This is a genomic window from Bacteroides togonis, from assembly GCF_900130135.1.
Taxonomy (GTDB): domain Bacteria; phylum Bacteroidota; class Bacteroidia; order Bacteroidales; family Bacteroidaceae; genus Bacteroides; species Bacteroides pullorum.
The window spans coordinates 3,761,698-3,775,392 of record NZ_LT670820.1 but is presented as its reverse complement, the minus strand read 5'-3'; the positions used below and the strand labels follow the sequence as shown (position 1 = coordinate 3,775,392).

The following is a 13,695-nucleotide window of genomic DNA, read 5'->3' as shown; positions in this document are numbered from 1 at the left end:
TTATTTTGATTTAGCGTTAATAATCAATTTTTCCAAAAATCGGATTTGGTCTGCAAAGTAAGCATTTTTTTTTGGATAATTCAAGCTTAACTTTTTAATTATTTCAAGTGCCTTCTCATATCGGTGCTGTTTTATATAAATTTTAGCCAATGTTTCAGTAAAATAGCTATCATCCTCCCTTCCTACCACACAATCTTCACTCTTTTCTTCCTCTTCGCCCTCTGCTTGATCATCATTAACAGAAATCGGCATTGAAATCAAAGGTGAAGTACTTTCTTCCGACACATCTGCCAACAAAACATCTTTATCCATTTGAGATTTATCAGCATTCATTTGCTCAGTCGGAAGGTTCTTTTCATCCGCATTCATCTTGTTCAAGAAACCATCAATCAAGTCCTGCCCACGTAAAGGCCGCATTTTATTCTCGACAACATCATCCGCTTTATCATCATGTAGCAAATAAGCTGTGTAATCCATTGTATAATCCAGCTCTGACGACTGAGATTGTACATCCGGCATTTTTGAAAGAAAAGCATCTATAAGAAACAAAGTACGATCAATTCCAGGTTCATCTTTCTCCAAGATAGAAACAGATTGTTCGTTACGATTTAATTTATAGTTCTCACCTTCAATAAGGTAAAACAAAGATCGCCTGTCCGCAACATAAAGTACAGCCTTTCTTAATTCTGCACCAAAACTCACATCGTGGAGCAAATATAAATTCTTTAAATACAGCAAACGAACGGACTGAAAATAAGGATAACGCGCAACTAATGTTCGCAATTCATACAACGAATCCTGATTTAAAGTTTCTGGATGCTGAATCCATTGTTGTAACTGAACAGCCGTCATCTTTTACCAATTAGCGACCGTTGCGTTAAAGATCTGTTCTGTAATATCTTTAACCATCAACGTTATCAGATTATCTTGTACATCAGTCAACAACTGACCTGAATCATAAGTTTGGAAAGCTGAGAACTGCTGTTCAAAGTCTTCTTCATGATTAGTATTGTTGACATATCGTACATTCACCGTCAACGTAACTTTCACCTTCGAAGCAAAGCCACTGGCATCTACAGACTCATTATATTGATTATACCCAGTAATTTCACCATCAATTTCCAAATCACCTCCAGAGTTTACAATCTGCAAACGAGTCTGCTGTATAAACATATCCTTCAGCTTCGTATTAAATTCCACTGCCAAAGGTGCGTATACATACTCTGCCCGATTAGGAAAATCGGAAATAGAAATTGTCTTAACTTTCGTATAATCAATGGAACTAATCGGAGCTAATCCCAAAGAAATGCGGCATGAATACACAATAAAAGCCAAACAAGCACAAACAGCGATAATTCCAATCTTTTTAATCCAACCCATATTCCTTTATTTTTCTATATAAAGTACGCTCGGATATGTTCAAATCTTGAGCCGCACTTTTCCGTTTTCCATGGTGCTTCTCAAGAGCCTTACGGATCATATCCTTTTCTACATCATCTAAAGCTAACGATTCTTCTACATACTCTTCTGTATCTTGAATATCATCATCATTCACAGAAGATGAAAGCGGAGTTGCAGGTTGCACAGCAGAATGAATAATGGTAGTCACATTCGGTTCAACCGTTGCAGGTGTCACAAGCTGAGGTTGAGAAGGAGAAGTGTAATAAGACGATTTAATGCCACTCCCCGCACCTGTAGCCGCCCGCTCAGTCATAATCTCATGAACAAGCTTTTTCAGCTCCGTCACATCCTGGCGCATATCAAATAAGACCTGGTAAAGAATCTCGCGTTCACTACCAAACCCTTTACTTTCCTTATTTCCTAATAAAGCAGGCAAACGTTGTGCATTATTCTCAGGCAAATAATTTTTCAAAATATCTGCATTAATTTCCCGATTAGCCTCAATAATAGAAATTTGTTCTGTAATATTCTTCAACTGTCGCACATTACCAGGCCAAGTATAGGCCATCAACATCTGGCGTGCATCCTCAGTCAGTTGTAGAGGAGGCATATGGTACTTCTCGGCAAAATCAGAAGCAAATTTACGGAAAAGCAAAACAACGTCTTCTCCCCGTTCACGCAAAGGCGGTATCTGAATAGGTACTGTGTTCAAACGATAATACAAGTCTTCACGGAATCGCCCTTCGGCAATGGCCTGCACCAAATTGACATTGGTAGCAGCCACGATGCGAACATCTGTCTTCTCTACCTTAGAAGAACCCACTTTTATGAATTCCCCACTTTCGAGCACGCGAAGCAGGCGCGCCTGGGTAGGCAAAGGTAATTCACCTACTTCGTCCAAAAAGATAGTACCACCATTTGCTTCACCAAAATAACCTTTACGCTCACTGATAGCTCCAGTAAAGGCTCCTTTCTCATGCCCAAACAATTCCGAATCAATAGTCCCTTCAGGAATAGCACCACAGTTTACAGCAATATATTGTCCATGCTTGCGACGGCTATATTGATGTATAATCTGCGGAAAACTTTCCTTTCCGACACCACTCTCTCCAGTTATCAGTACAGACAAGTCTGTCGGTGCCACTTGCATAGCAACATCGATTCCTCGCAGCAAGGCTTCATTGTTTCCAATGATGCCAAAACGCAACTTGACTTGCTGTATCTCTGCCTTCACCATATTATAATTCCGCTTCTGTTGTTGAATCCAACTTCAATTTGTCACTGTCATCACGCTTCTCATAATACAATTTCCGAAGCGGATTGGAACGAGCCTGCAGATCACGCTGACGATTACGGTACACATCAATCGCTACATAAATAGCCTGACGGAATGAATCTTCAGATGCAACACCTTTCCCCGCTATATCATAGGCAGTACCATGTGCAGGCGAAGTACGCACGACAGGAAGTCCAGCCGTAAAGTTCACACCTTCATCCATCGCAAGTGCCTTAAAAGGTGCCAAACCTTGATCATGGTACATGGCTAATATACCATCAAAATGTGAAAATCCACCTGCTCCCATAAAACCATCGACAGGGAAAGGACCAAAACAAAGAATACCTTCTTCACCAGCTTCTTTCATCGCAGGAATAATAATATCCTGTTCTTCAGTACCCAACAGGCCTTCATCACCAGCGTGTGGATTAAGCGAAAGAACAGCAATACGAGGTATCTCAATATCAAAGTCCAATTTCAATGAGCGATGGAATATACGTAATTTTTCCTTTATCAATTCCTTATTTAACACTGAGGCGATTTTACTCACAGGGATATGTCCTGTAACAAGTGCCACACGCAAATCATTCTTCATCAAAATCATAAGCGCCTTCTCACCCTCGCCAAGTGTTTGTTCAATATACTCAGTATGACCAGGGAAATGAAAGTCTTTTGACTGAATTGTATGTTTATTGATAGGAGCCGTCACAATCACATCAATCAGCCCTTTTTTATACTCTTCAACAGCCTTCTCCAAAGCAGCTAAAGCGGCATGACCTGCTTCAAAAGTAGGATTGGCAAACTCAACTTTCACTTCATCATCATTGCAGTTGACAATACTTAAACGATCTGGAGCTGCATCTTCTGCCGACTCTACGATACTGAAATTAGTCGGCAAATCAAGAGACTTGCGATGGTAAGCAGCAACTTTTGGGGAACCATATACGATAGGGGTACACAATTCCAACATTGCAGGCTCTGCAAATGTTTTCAAAATTACCTCATAACCAACTCCGTTGATATCGCCTTGTGTAATGCCGATTCTTATCTTATTATCTTCCATTCTTATTTCTTCTCGTTAATAATTGTATCATTGGACGCCTTTTCATTCTGAAGATCCTTTCCGTTTCCCGCTTTCTGTTCTTTAGCAGGCAAACGTAATGTATAAAGGGACGCTTCCATCTGGCGAACCAAATTTCGTTTCAATTTATCTGGTGAATAAACAAAGATTTCAGAAACAATAATACGCTGATTCTTTTCATCCAAACGCATATGGGAAACAAACGGCCCTCCCATAAAGTCACCCTTAATACGCCATAAGCCACGTGCTTCAAGCGCATAAGCATCTTGAACGGAAATAGGCTTTACATCCGTCAATAATGTATCAGTTGCCATATACATACCTTCGCGCGCCCCAGGAATATTAACCTTCATCACTGAATCGCGCTTGGCCAGAAAATATTCCTTCGTAAAAGTATCTTTATCGCGATAAGGGAAAGAATAGATCACGAAGTTCTGATCGCCTGTTGCCGTATTGGTTCCTGCCCAAAGGAAATTTTCCCCTAATTTATGAGAAGTCAGTTCACCTGGCACCCACACTTCGCAATCAAACATTTTTTTCACCTCGTTGTATACAAAATTATTGTGCTTAGTCTCCAGTATAGTGATCTGACGGTTCATCTCGGCACGAGTGAAGAAATCGATAATAGCCTGTCGATGCTCTGCCACATAGGGGGCAAAGGATTCCTCGTCAGGCGCCTGTATCGTCAATATAGCCTGTGGAGAAGCATATACATCTTTACTATACTTCATCTTGGGTTGAGTATAGATGTCACGTACATCGACCACTATAATATTGCGAATCAACTTTAGCGTTGCGTCGTAATGAGCAGGATCGGTATACATAATTCTAAAAGAACGCTCAGATTGAGGTAAACCAGGTACATCTGAATCAAGTACATCGTAGAGAGCACGACCAGCAGGACGTTCCCACATTTGTTGGTCTATCACAACCAAAATCTCATATGCTCGACCACTGGATGTAGGAGTCAACAATCCCTTGCCGCTCTTCTTACCACCACAAGATGAGAACACAGCCAATACCACAAACAGACTAAAGTAATACAAGAACCTTTTCATATCTTCACCTTTTTAAATTTCACAAAACTACAAAGAATGCCTTTATCCGCCATGCCAAAGTTAATAATTTATATTAATTCTTGTTTTCCGCCTCCTGTTTGGCAGTAGACAACATTCCACAAGCTGCAAATATATCTTCTCCACGAGAAGCACGTATGGTTGTAAACAAGCCATGCGATGTTAAATAATCGCGAAAACGAATCATCGTGTCCATATCCGCCCCCTCCAAGTCGACACCTGGAATGGCATGGAATCGGATCAAGTTCACACGACAATCCAAACCACGCAGAAGCTTCAACAGTTCTTTTGCATAAGGAACTGTATCATTTACGCCCTTGAAAACAATGTATTCAAAAGACAAACGGCGTTGTTTACTAAAATCATAGTCATGTAACAAATCTACAATCTCTGTAATAGAAAAAGCTTTCTCGGCCGGCATCAATTCTCTACGTTGCAAAGGTAACGGAGAATGAAGACTCACAGCCAAATGGCAATCGCTTTCTTCAATGAAACGCTTCAGGCCTTTACGCAATCCGACAGTAGAAAGCGTCACTCGCTTCGGACTCCAAGCGTAACCATAAGTAGCGGTCATTATCTCAAGAGCCTTCAGTACTTCATCCAAATTATCCAGTGGTTCACCCATTCCCATCATCACTACATTCGTAAGCTTGTCTCTTTCAGGCAACGAATGAATCTGATTTAAGATCTGATTGGCTGTCAGATTAGCCGAAAAGCCCTGCTTGCCTGTCATACAAAACTTACAACTCATCTTACAGCCAACCTGTGAAGACACACACAAAGTTGCCCTATCATCATCTGGTATATAAACAGCTTCCACGTAATGCCCCTCTCCAACCTGATAAAGATATTTCACGGTACCATCTGAAGAACGCATTGCGTCTACAGGAGAGTATGCACCAACCTCGTATCCTTCCTTTAACATTTCACGATGCTTTAAGGAAAGATTGGTCATTTCATCAATAGAATCTACTTTCTTGTCATACAACCAAGACGCAATCTGTTTGGCAGAGAAAGAAGGCATCCCCAGATTTTTCACGACAGATTGCAACTCGGACAAAGTCATTCCCAAAAGAGGTCGTTTTTGCATACTATATTTCTTAAAGTTTCAACTATGCAAAGGTAAAAATAAAGTTGCATAAAAACAACAGGAGCCATCCAAGCGATTTGGACAGCTCCTGCATCAATATTATAATCTAAATTATTTATCAAAAGAACAGATAACGCTCATCTTTGACTTCTGCCTTCAGATAAAGATCGTTGATAAACTGTCTCACAACCAAGTTGGTATACATGTTTTGCAACTTGTCTACTTCAGCTTGCTGCTCGAAAGTTTCATTAAGTTTATCTTTCGCATAAGGCTGCAGAACAAAGACACCTGCATTACCCTTTATCGGAGCGCTCAATTGATTAACTTCGCCTACCGGTACATATGCGCTAACCAAAGGCTCACTGCTACGCAATGCAGATACGAAAGCCGGAGCATCAAATGTCACATGCTTCACTGAGTCAGAAACTGCACCAGACATATTCTTATACTGATCAAACGAAGAAGCATTAGCAGCTTTCATATCAGCCATAATTTTCTCAGCCTTCTTGTCACGTACCAACTGCATTCTCAGTTCATTGTGTACAGCAGACAAGGGACGATAGCCTTCAGGATTTACAGCAACCAATCCAACGACCATCATGTGATCACTTTCGCCACACTCATACAAACCAGAAACTTCACCCGGCTTCGCAGAGAACACCCATCTCAAGGCTTCCTTTGTACCACGAACACCACCAATGTTGTGTTCAGCGCTGTAAAGATCAGTACGGTCAAGCAGTCTATAGCCAGCATCTTCTGCATTGGCTACAAGTTCTTCCAGCGTTCCATTGGAAGCAATGAATTGGCTGAAGTCATTGTAAGCCTTGCTATAAGTTTCCTTGCTAAATTCAATCGTACGCTTAACCACAGCCACTTTATATTTATCCTTAACAGCTTTCTTGGCAGTTACCTGAAGAATAACATTACCTTGTCCCAGAGCAATATTCTTCAACTCGTTTGTCTCTGCATCTACAACAGCCGTAATATACTTCAAATTATCGCCATCCACCTGAGCGCCTTCGTAGTTAGCAGAAGTAATCCAAACAGATTCACCTGTTTGTCCATACTTCTTAGCCAATTCTGCAAAATCAGCTCCACCCTTAATGGCTCCATAAATACTGTCAGCCAAAGCCTTTGTCTTCTCAGGAGTTTCAGCTGCAACCTGAATCTGACGGTATTGGATAGAGTCAGGCAAAGCGGCTTTTGCCAATTTCTTGAATGAGTTCAATGTATTGTCGGCAGCATTGTAATAAGGGCCAAACACATCGCCTACAGATACAGAATCCAAACGTGCGACAACATCAGAAGGCAAAGCTCTTGTGGTATAATACAAGTCCACATAAGGCTGCTCTGAACCAGTAGAGCGAACCAGTGAAGCATAATCAGAAGTTGCAGCAGCAAGCTGGGCAGTATATTCATCCATTTCCTTGCGCAATTCTGCCTTATCTTCTTCGCTAGCAGTTACCTGTACATCAATATACTTGATATTACGAGTTTCTACATATTGGCGATACTGTTCTTTCTTCTCATCATAAGCAGCTTTCAACTCTGCATCTGTAACCTTCACCGTTGAATCAGCAATTGTAGAATAAGGAATAGCAGCCAACTGCAAATCCATCTGATTTACTCGGCCATCGAAAGCAGATTGAGCCTCAACAGGATTGGAAAGCAATGATTTTGCAATAAGTGTACTATACTTTTCCTGCAAGCGAGTCTGTACGAGCGTTTTCTCGATGAACGACCACAGCTTGTACATAGAATCATAGTATTCAGCGTATTGTGCAGGCATCTGACTTTTGTTCATCTTAGCATAGTCAGCCAAGAATTTCATCAACATATCCTTATCGAAAGCACCTGTCTGAGGATTGCGGAAAGGAGTTTGAGCCAAAAGCGGATGAGTACCCTCATTAATAATAGACTTTATTTCTTCCTTAGATACTGTCAAGCCTAATTTCTTAGCCTCAGCTTCTATCAGTTTGTTATTAACATAAGTTCTCCAAACTTCGTCTCGCAGCTGATTCATCTGGTCATCTGTCAAGTTATTGCCACTCGAAAATTTAACCACTTCTGCATATTCCTCAACTAAAGACTGATAATCTTGGGCTGAAAGTACTTCACCATTCACCTCACCCACATCTTGTGACTGATGCGGCTGCAAAACCCTCCATGCATCACCTGCAATGAAGGCAAACAATGCCAAGCCCACAGCAATCACCAATAATGGTCCTTTAGACCGAATGTTTTGTAATGTTGCCATTTTTTATTAATTGATTTATTTGTTTATTATTCTTTTTCTCGCTCCAAACAGTTTTTAGCGCACGAAGATACAAAAAATGCTAATATACATCTATTTATTCCAAGAAAAATTACGCTTTATAAAAATTATTCGACCACTTTCAGCTTTACTAGCTCTATTTTAGTAGCTGTAACCTTGATGATTTTAAACTGAAACTTTCCGATAACAACCACTTCATTCAACTTGGGGAAGCTTTGATAAGTATTCAGAATCAGACCTCCGATTGTCAAATAATCATCTGATTCAGGCAAATCAAGTGTAAAAGTTTCATTTACTTTTTCTATTTCAAGGCGGGCAGACAACAAATATTCATGTTCGGCTATTTGCCTGCATACATAAGACGTATTGTCATGTTCATCTTCAATATCTCCAAAAATTTCTTCCACCAAATCTTCGAGCGACACGATGCCAGAAGTTCCACCAAACTCATCGACAACCACAGCCAACGTTTTCTTTTGCTGCATAAAAATTTTCATCAGCTTATGAGCTGGCATGGTCTCGGGTACAATAGGAATTTCCTTCACATTATTGCGCCAATCTGTCGGATTGCGGAACATCTCCGAAGAATGGATATATCCCACGACATTATCTATATTGCCTTTGTACACAATAATTTTCGACAGTCCTGACTCGACAAACAGATTATTGAGTTCTTCGAGGGAAAGAGAATCCTCCATATCGACAGCCACAATCTCCGTGCGTGGTACAATACAATCGCGTATCTTGACATTCGAAAAATCGAGTGCATTCTGAAAGATTTTCACCTCCGTATCCAGTTCCTTTTCGTCTTCAGCATTCTCGATACCCGACTGAACGAAATAATCCAAATCGACTTTACCAAAAGCTTTATCAGAAGCTTCTTTATTGACTCGTATTCCAAATATGCGCAAACATAGGAAAGACAAACACGAAGCAAACTTAGAAACAGGGAAAAGGACGACATAACACACAAACAGAGGAACTGCACAAACACGCAGCATCAAGTTCGGATTGATCTTAAAAAGATTCTTAGGCAAAAACTCTCCTGTCACAAGGATAATCAGCGTAGAAATGACAGTCTGAATCAATACCTGCAGAAAATGATTGTCAATGATTCCAGCCAACAGATATCCCTCTATAATCTGTGCCATCAAAATACCATAAATGACCAGAGCGATATTGTTGCCTACCAGCATCGTAGATATAAAGTTATTGGGATTTCTGAAGAAATAAGACAATATGGATGTCGTCACTCCTGGCTTCTTATCCATCTCAAAGCGGAGCTTATCTACAGAAACATAAGCAATCTCCATCCCTGAAAAGAAAGCGGAGAAGGCCATCGTAACCAATAAAGATATCAATATCCCCATATATAGAAAATCAATTGACAGAGTCTGTTTGCAAGGAGTCGGCTGGAGCCTCCCCACTTTCTTCGTCTATATAAAAAATACCGTTTGTCTTAAAGAAAACATATTTGGACAACTGTTCATCCGACTCGAACCCCACAGCATAAATGATCTGGTCAGGCTGTTCAATGCGCACCTCTTTATCTGAATACACTTTCTTCTTATTCTGATCCCAATACAACAACTCGGTATCAAACTTCTCTCCCTTCAGGTTTTGAATATGTACATTGCTTATCAACTTCCATAACCGTTGCTTGTCATAGTAATAGGCTGTATCCGCTTCGATACTGGCTTCGACCTGAAACAACGAATCGAACTTCTCGACATATACTCCCTTTTCAAAAGCCCAATATGAAGGCGATTTACGATCGTAAACCTTCCATTCTTCTGCATTTACACGGTAGCGTATAACTCCTGAATCGGACACCAATGTAGTAACTCCACGAGTATCCATCACAGGTAAAGAATCGCGTTCGGTAATAGCCTCGCCCAATTCTTTCTTACGTCCAGAACAGGAAGAGAATAAAAGAAGCATAACCATTGCCATTGAGGCAATGGTTATGCTTAAATTCTTATGTACTACGACTTGTAAAGGTCTCAGAGACATATATTTTTATCTGATGGTTGTGCTCTCGCCAATCCAACCTTCAACCGTAATGCGGTCTCCAGCTTTGTAACCCAACATGAAGAGATCCTTGATTTCGGGCACGTGAGCAGAGTAAGTTCTAATCAGTTCATTAGCCTGATCAGCTACAGAAGGATCAACAGATTTAGCTCTCTGCAGCTTATCGAGCACTACATAGTAAGTACACTTATTCAAGGCAGGTTCATCACTCCAGCGAGGATTTGAGCCATAAGCTGTTGCCAACAGAATGTATGCATTACCATAATTCTCGTTGAAGCTGAGAGCTTTGTAACAATAGCTACGTACCTGCGACCACTTCTTAGCACCAAACATAGCACCAGCAGCAGCATAAGCCATTTCTGCTTTCTTGGCATTATCAGTTTCCATAGACAAAGCTTCTTCGAAGTACTTCACAGCAGTCTCATAATCACCCTTCTTATAAGCCTGAGCAGCGCAACCTACAGCAGCATCAGCAGTCGGATTAATCTTATACATGTAGTAAGAAGCCTGGAAGTAAGCTTCGCTTTCCGTACACTTCATCATCTTAAGCACACTGATAGCTTTCTTCAGGAAAGTAGAGTCATTCTGATTAGCTTCTACCTGAGGACCATAAATATTTTGCAAAGACTCACAATCAGCCACACCACTGTTAATAAAGATAGCGTCAACTGTTTCCTTCATCTTTTCGATGTTGGTTTTCTTGGCAGCAGCAGTCTCAGCAGCCAATGCGTCATTCAAATATTGACCTACGTTCAGATAGTCCTGGAAGAACTGATCTGTATGAGAAATGTCAGCCTTCACGATACGCATAGAAGCGTCCATGAAATAATAGAAGATAGGACTCCAAGTTTCAGCCTTGTCTGTTTCAACAGACTCTTTCAACCAACCATAAGCTTGCTTTAAATCGGGTTTCGGTGCATAAGTCAAGTAATCGATAGCCTTACGTCCCAAAGCACCGGCTACAGAGTAAGTCAGCTTGGTACCCTTGGAAGCAAATTCGGGCATGTACTTCATCTTCAAGTCATGCACTTCCATCAATTCATTGAAATATTTCTGATATTCAGCAGAATTACGATCCTTGATAGGCTTCATCAAACCAGCCAGAATATCTTCTGCATCCGTAAAGGTATAAAATCTCAGTGTAGGACAATCCTTCAACACTTCCATACAGGGAGCATAGGCATCTTTCCAGTTCTTCGCCTTAGCAGCTTCGTGAGAAATACTACTGTTGGCTTTACAGTCATTTTGTGCGTAAGCGCCGGTCGCTCCACCAGCAAGGAGCAATACAGCTACAAGCGTCTTAATTTTCATTGTATTCAAATTTTTAGTTGTTATGTTTCAATGTCCAAATACCTTAATCCACTTTCCGTTTGAAGAACCAGCGTTCGTTGAATGTCACACCGACGACAAGCCTCAATGTATTTTCATCGACAAAGGTCACTTTCGATCCGTGGGTCTTCGCATACTGTGCTGTCACGCTCAACACGGAGCGGGTACGCGGTATCGGAAGACCAAAACCGGCAGATACTCCAAATTCCTTTGCGGCACGTTCACCTTCTATCTTATAGTAAGGAAGCGAATAATAGGCTCCCAAACGATATTTGACATGAGCGAAGTAGCTACGTCCTATCAGATTAGGGATGTATTCAGCTCCTATTCCGATACGCATTCTGGAACAAAACGCATCGGCATTGTTCATATAGCTTACTTTGTTCCATTCCTGCAACAGGAAGTCGGCTCCCACCGTCAGACGTTTGTCATATACATAAGCCAAGCCAGCACCGATAGACAACGGAATACCATAAGTTGCCACACTGTCGCGCGAAGTATAAGTAGCTCCGGTTGTAGAATTACCTACCGCTTCGCTAATCGAGGTCTTACCTCCCAAATCGTGTTTGGGAGAGAACACGGCTCCAAATGTCAACGCATTCTTCTTTCCCCAGGTTTGCGTATACTGTACGCCAAAATCGAGCTTATAGCTTTTCCAAACAGCGTCCAACGTTTTCTGATAAGGAAACTTATTGGCATCCGAGGGAAATGTCAGGTACGAAGTCCGTGCTATATCTCCCCAAAGATACGAAATATTTGCACCAACAGAAAGATTTTTAAATATTTTAAATCCTAATCCGACATAAGCCTGATGCAAGCCTCCTTCGCCAGAGTAGGTCACAGAGCTGGAATTAGAAGAATTCTCAGTATCTTCTCTATATTCTCCCATGCTATAACCCACATTCGAAAAAGGGATCAAACCCAAGCTCATACCACACCAGCGAGCCAATCTGAACTGCATGGTAATATAATCGAAGCTGGAATTTTTGGCATTCTGTTTCAGCGTACCGTCACTGAAGTTCGTGTTTTGCAACGAAACTGCTCCATCAAAAATAAATGTCAAGGAATCAACCGCCGTATAGGAAGCCGGATTGGCAAAGTTCACCTGCGTACCGTCACGCAAGCCATAGGCCACTCCGCCCATTGCCTTGCTATTACTCGACCCCTGGTCTGCCAGATGCCCGTATCCATACCTTGTATAAGGTGAGTTTGTATTATTTTGGGCCATTACTTCCCCGCAAAACAAGCTGAGCACAAGCGCCAAGAGTGTCTGTTTATATCTCGTCATTATTGTATATCAATATTCGGTTTAATCCTTTCAACACTAAAAATCTGTCTGCAAAGATGATACTTTTTAAGTTTGTATCAAAAGAAAATTCGTCGCCCCCCGTTAAAAAAACCAAAAGTTCAGGATATTTATCTTTCATTGCACGGATGTAGCCTGCCATTTCGTATTCAATACCCTTCAACACTCCTGCACGGATGGCCGTCTCTGTATCCTTTCCCATCGGGAGCAAGCGTCCCTCGGCCTCGACAAGAGGAAGGCGCCCTGTATAGTGGTTCAGAGCCCTGAAACGCATCTGTAGGCCGGGCGAAATATTTCCGCCATGATATCGGCCGGCCGCATCCACAAATTCATACGTGATACACGTGCCGGCATCTATTACCAGAATATCCCTACCAGGGAATCGCTCAGCAGCGCCCACCACAGCCGCCATACGGTCGTAGCCCAACGTGCGGGGCGTTTCATAAAGGTTCTCCACAGGGAGAGGGGTATCAGCACCCAGCCTCAACAGGGGGCAGGGCAATTCAGCCAAACGGGCTTCTGCCTCGTCTGTCAGGTCGATAACCGTAGCCACAATAGCCTTTTCGATGGGATAGCGGCGGCAGACATCAGGTAGCGCCTCCAGCGTGAAGTTGGAGTTGTAGACCACATCCTTCAAATCTGCCCCCTCAAAAAGGGCAATTTTGGCCACCGTATTCCCTATGTCAATAATCAAATTCACTGCTATCACTTTTTTGCGGGTGCAAAGATACGACTTTATTCCATTATTTCGCATATCATAAAGCATTGCGTTCGTAGGAAGAAAGCATCGTTTTCCACCTGACAAAACAGCCTTTTCCGCACAAATAGTC

12 protein-coding genes are annotated in these 13,695 nt (G+C 41.7%); all 12 read right to left on the bottom strand.

Going from position 1 to position 13,695, the window contains the following annotated elements; genetic code table 11:
* Positions 1-852, bottom strand: coding sequence for a hypothetical protein (locus tag BQ8005_RS15960; RefSeq protein WP_075318721.1), 852 nt, complete (start codon positions 850-852; stop codon positions 1-3).
* Positions 853-855: 3 nt separating this feature from the next.
* Positions 856-1,380 (bottom strand): LptE family protein, encoded by a 525-nt coding sequence (locus BQ8005_RS15955; RefSeq protein ID WP_021846631.1) that lies wholly within the window; start codon positions 1,378-1,380, stop codon positions 856-858.
* Positions 1,367-2,638, bottom strand: a complete 1,272-nt coding sequence (locus tag BQ8005_RS15950) for a sigma-54 interaction domain-containing protein (RefSeq protein WP_075318720.1) — start codon at positions 2,636-2,638, stop codon at positions 1,367-1,369. The genes BQ8005_RS15955 and BQ8005_RS15950 overlap by 14 nt, the downstream gene beginning before the upstream one ends.
* A 1-nt stretch (position 2,639) precedes the next feature.
* Entirely contained in the window at positions 2,640-3,740 is a 1,101-nt protein-coding gene (pdxA, locus tag BQ8005_RS15945) for a 4-hydroxythreonine-4-phosphate dehydrogenase PdxA (RefSeq protein ID WP_075318719.1), read from the bottom strand.
* Between the two features lie 2 nt (positions 3,741-3,742).
* The gene (locus BQ8005_RS15940; RefSeq protein ID WP_021846634.1) at positions 3,743-4,816 is read right to left on the bottom strand and encodes a DUF4837 family protein; all 1,074 of its coding nucleotides are present in this window, start codon (positions 4,814-4,816) and stop codon (positions 3,743-3,745) included.
* 73 nt (positions 4,817-4,889) lie between these two features.
* Positions 4,890-5,924: a dual-specificity RNA methyltransferase RlmN gene (gene rlmN / locus BQ8005_RS15935; protein WP_075318718.1), complete on the bottom strand. Its 1,035-nt coding sequence runs from the start codon at positions 5,922-5,924 to the stop codon at positions 4,890-4,892.
* A 118-nt stretch (positions 5,925-6,042) separates the two neighbouring features.
* Positions 6,043-8,181 carry a SurA N-terminal domain-containing protein gene (locus BQ8005_RS15930; protein WP_021846636.1) on the bottom strand — a complete coding sequence of 713 codons (2,139 nt, stop codon included), beginning with the start codon at positions 8,179-8,181 and terminating at the stop codon, positions 6,043-6,045.
* Positions 8,182-8,306: 125 nt separating this feature from the next.
* Positions 8,307-9,569, bottom strand: coding sequence for a hemolysin family protein (locus tag BQ8005_RS15925; RefSeq protein WP_075318717.1), 1,263 nt, complete (start codon positions 9,567-9,569; stop codon positions 8,307-8,309).
* Between the two features lie 10 nt (positions 9,570-9,579).
* Positions 9,580-10,212: an LPS export ABC transporter periplasmic protein LptC gene (gene lptC / locus BQ8005_RS15920; RefSeq protein WP_075318716.1), complete on the bottom strand. Its 633-nt coding sequence runs from the start codon at positions 10,210-10,212 to the stop codon at positions 9,580-9,582.
* A gap of 6 nt (positions 10,213-10,218) precedes the next feature.
* On the bottom strand, positions 10,219-11,541 hold the full coding sequence (locus tag BQ8005_RS15915; RefSeq protein WP_075318715.1) for a hypothetical protein: 1,323 nt from the start codon (positions 11,539-11,541) through the stop codon (positions 10,219-10,221).
* A 43-nt stretch (positions 11,542-11,584) separates the two neighbouring features.
* Positions 11,585-12,847 (bottom strand): BamG family beta-barrel-assembly machinery protein, encoded by a 1,263-nt coding sequence (locus tag BQ8005_RS15910; protein WP_075318714.1) that lies wholly within the window; start codon positions 12,845-12,847, stop codon positions 11,585-11,587.
* A complete protein-coding gene (locus BQ8005_RS15905) occupies positions 12,834-13,565 on the bottom strand; it encodes a type III pantothenate kinase (protein ID WP_075318713.1) in 732 nt (243 codons plus the stop codon). Before BQ8005_RS15905 ends, BQ8005_RS15910 begins: the two co-directional genes overlap by 14 nt.
* Positions 13,566-13,695 lie beyond the last annotated feature (130 nt).

Bases quoted from the DNA above. Each gene is read 5' to 3' on its own strand.
- pdxA (WP_075318719.1), bottom strand. From the start codon at position 3,740: ATGGAAGATAATAAGATAAGAATCGGCATTACACAAGGCGATATCAAC.
- BQ8005_RS15950 (WP_075318720.1), bottom strand. From the start codon at position 2,638: ATGGTGAAGGCAGAGATACAGCAAGTCAAGTTGCGTTTTGGCATCATT.
- BQ8005_RS15910 (WP_075318714.1), bottom strand. From the start codon at position 12,847: ATGACGAGATATAAACAGACACTCTTGGCGCTTGTGCTCAGCTTGTTT.
- BQ8005_RS15915 (WP_075318715.1), bottom strand. From the start codon at position 11,541: ATGAAAATTAAGACGCTTGTAGCTGTATTGCTCCTTGCTGGTGGAGCG.
- BQ8005_RS15940 (WP_021846634.1), bottom strand. From the start codon at position 4,816: ATGAAAAGGTTCTTGTATTACTTTAGTCTGTTTGTGGTATTGGCTGTG.
- BQ8005_RS15960 (WP_075318721.1), bottom strand. From the start codon at position 852: ATGACGGCTGTTCAGTTACAACAATGGATTCAGCATCCAGAAACTTTA.
- lptC (WP_075318716.1), bottom strand. From the start codon at position 10,212: ATGTCTCTGAGACCTTTACAAGTCGTAGTACATAAGAATTTAAGCATA.
- rlmN (WP_075318718.1), bottom strand. From the start codon at position 5,924: ATGCAAAAACGACCTCTTTTGGGAATGACTTTGTCCGAGTTGCAATCT.
- BQ8005_RS15925 (WP_075318717.1), bottom strand. From the start codon at position 9,569: ATGGGGATATTGATATCTTTATTGGTTACGATGGCCTTCTCCGCTTTC.
- BQ8005_RS15955 (WP_021846631.1), bottom strand. From the start codon at position 1,380: ATGGGTTGGATTAAAAAGATTGGAATTATCGCTGTTTGTGCTTGTTTG.
- BQ8005_RS15930 (WP_021846636.1), bottom strand. From the start codon at position 8,181: ATGGCAACATTACAAAACATTCGGTCTAAAGGACCATTATTGGTGATT.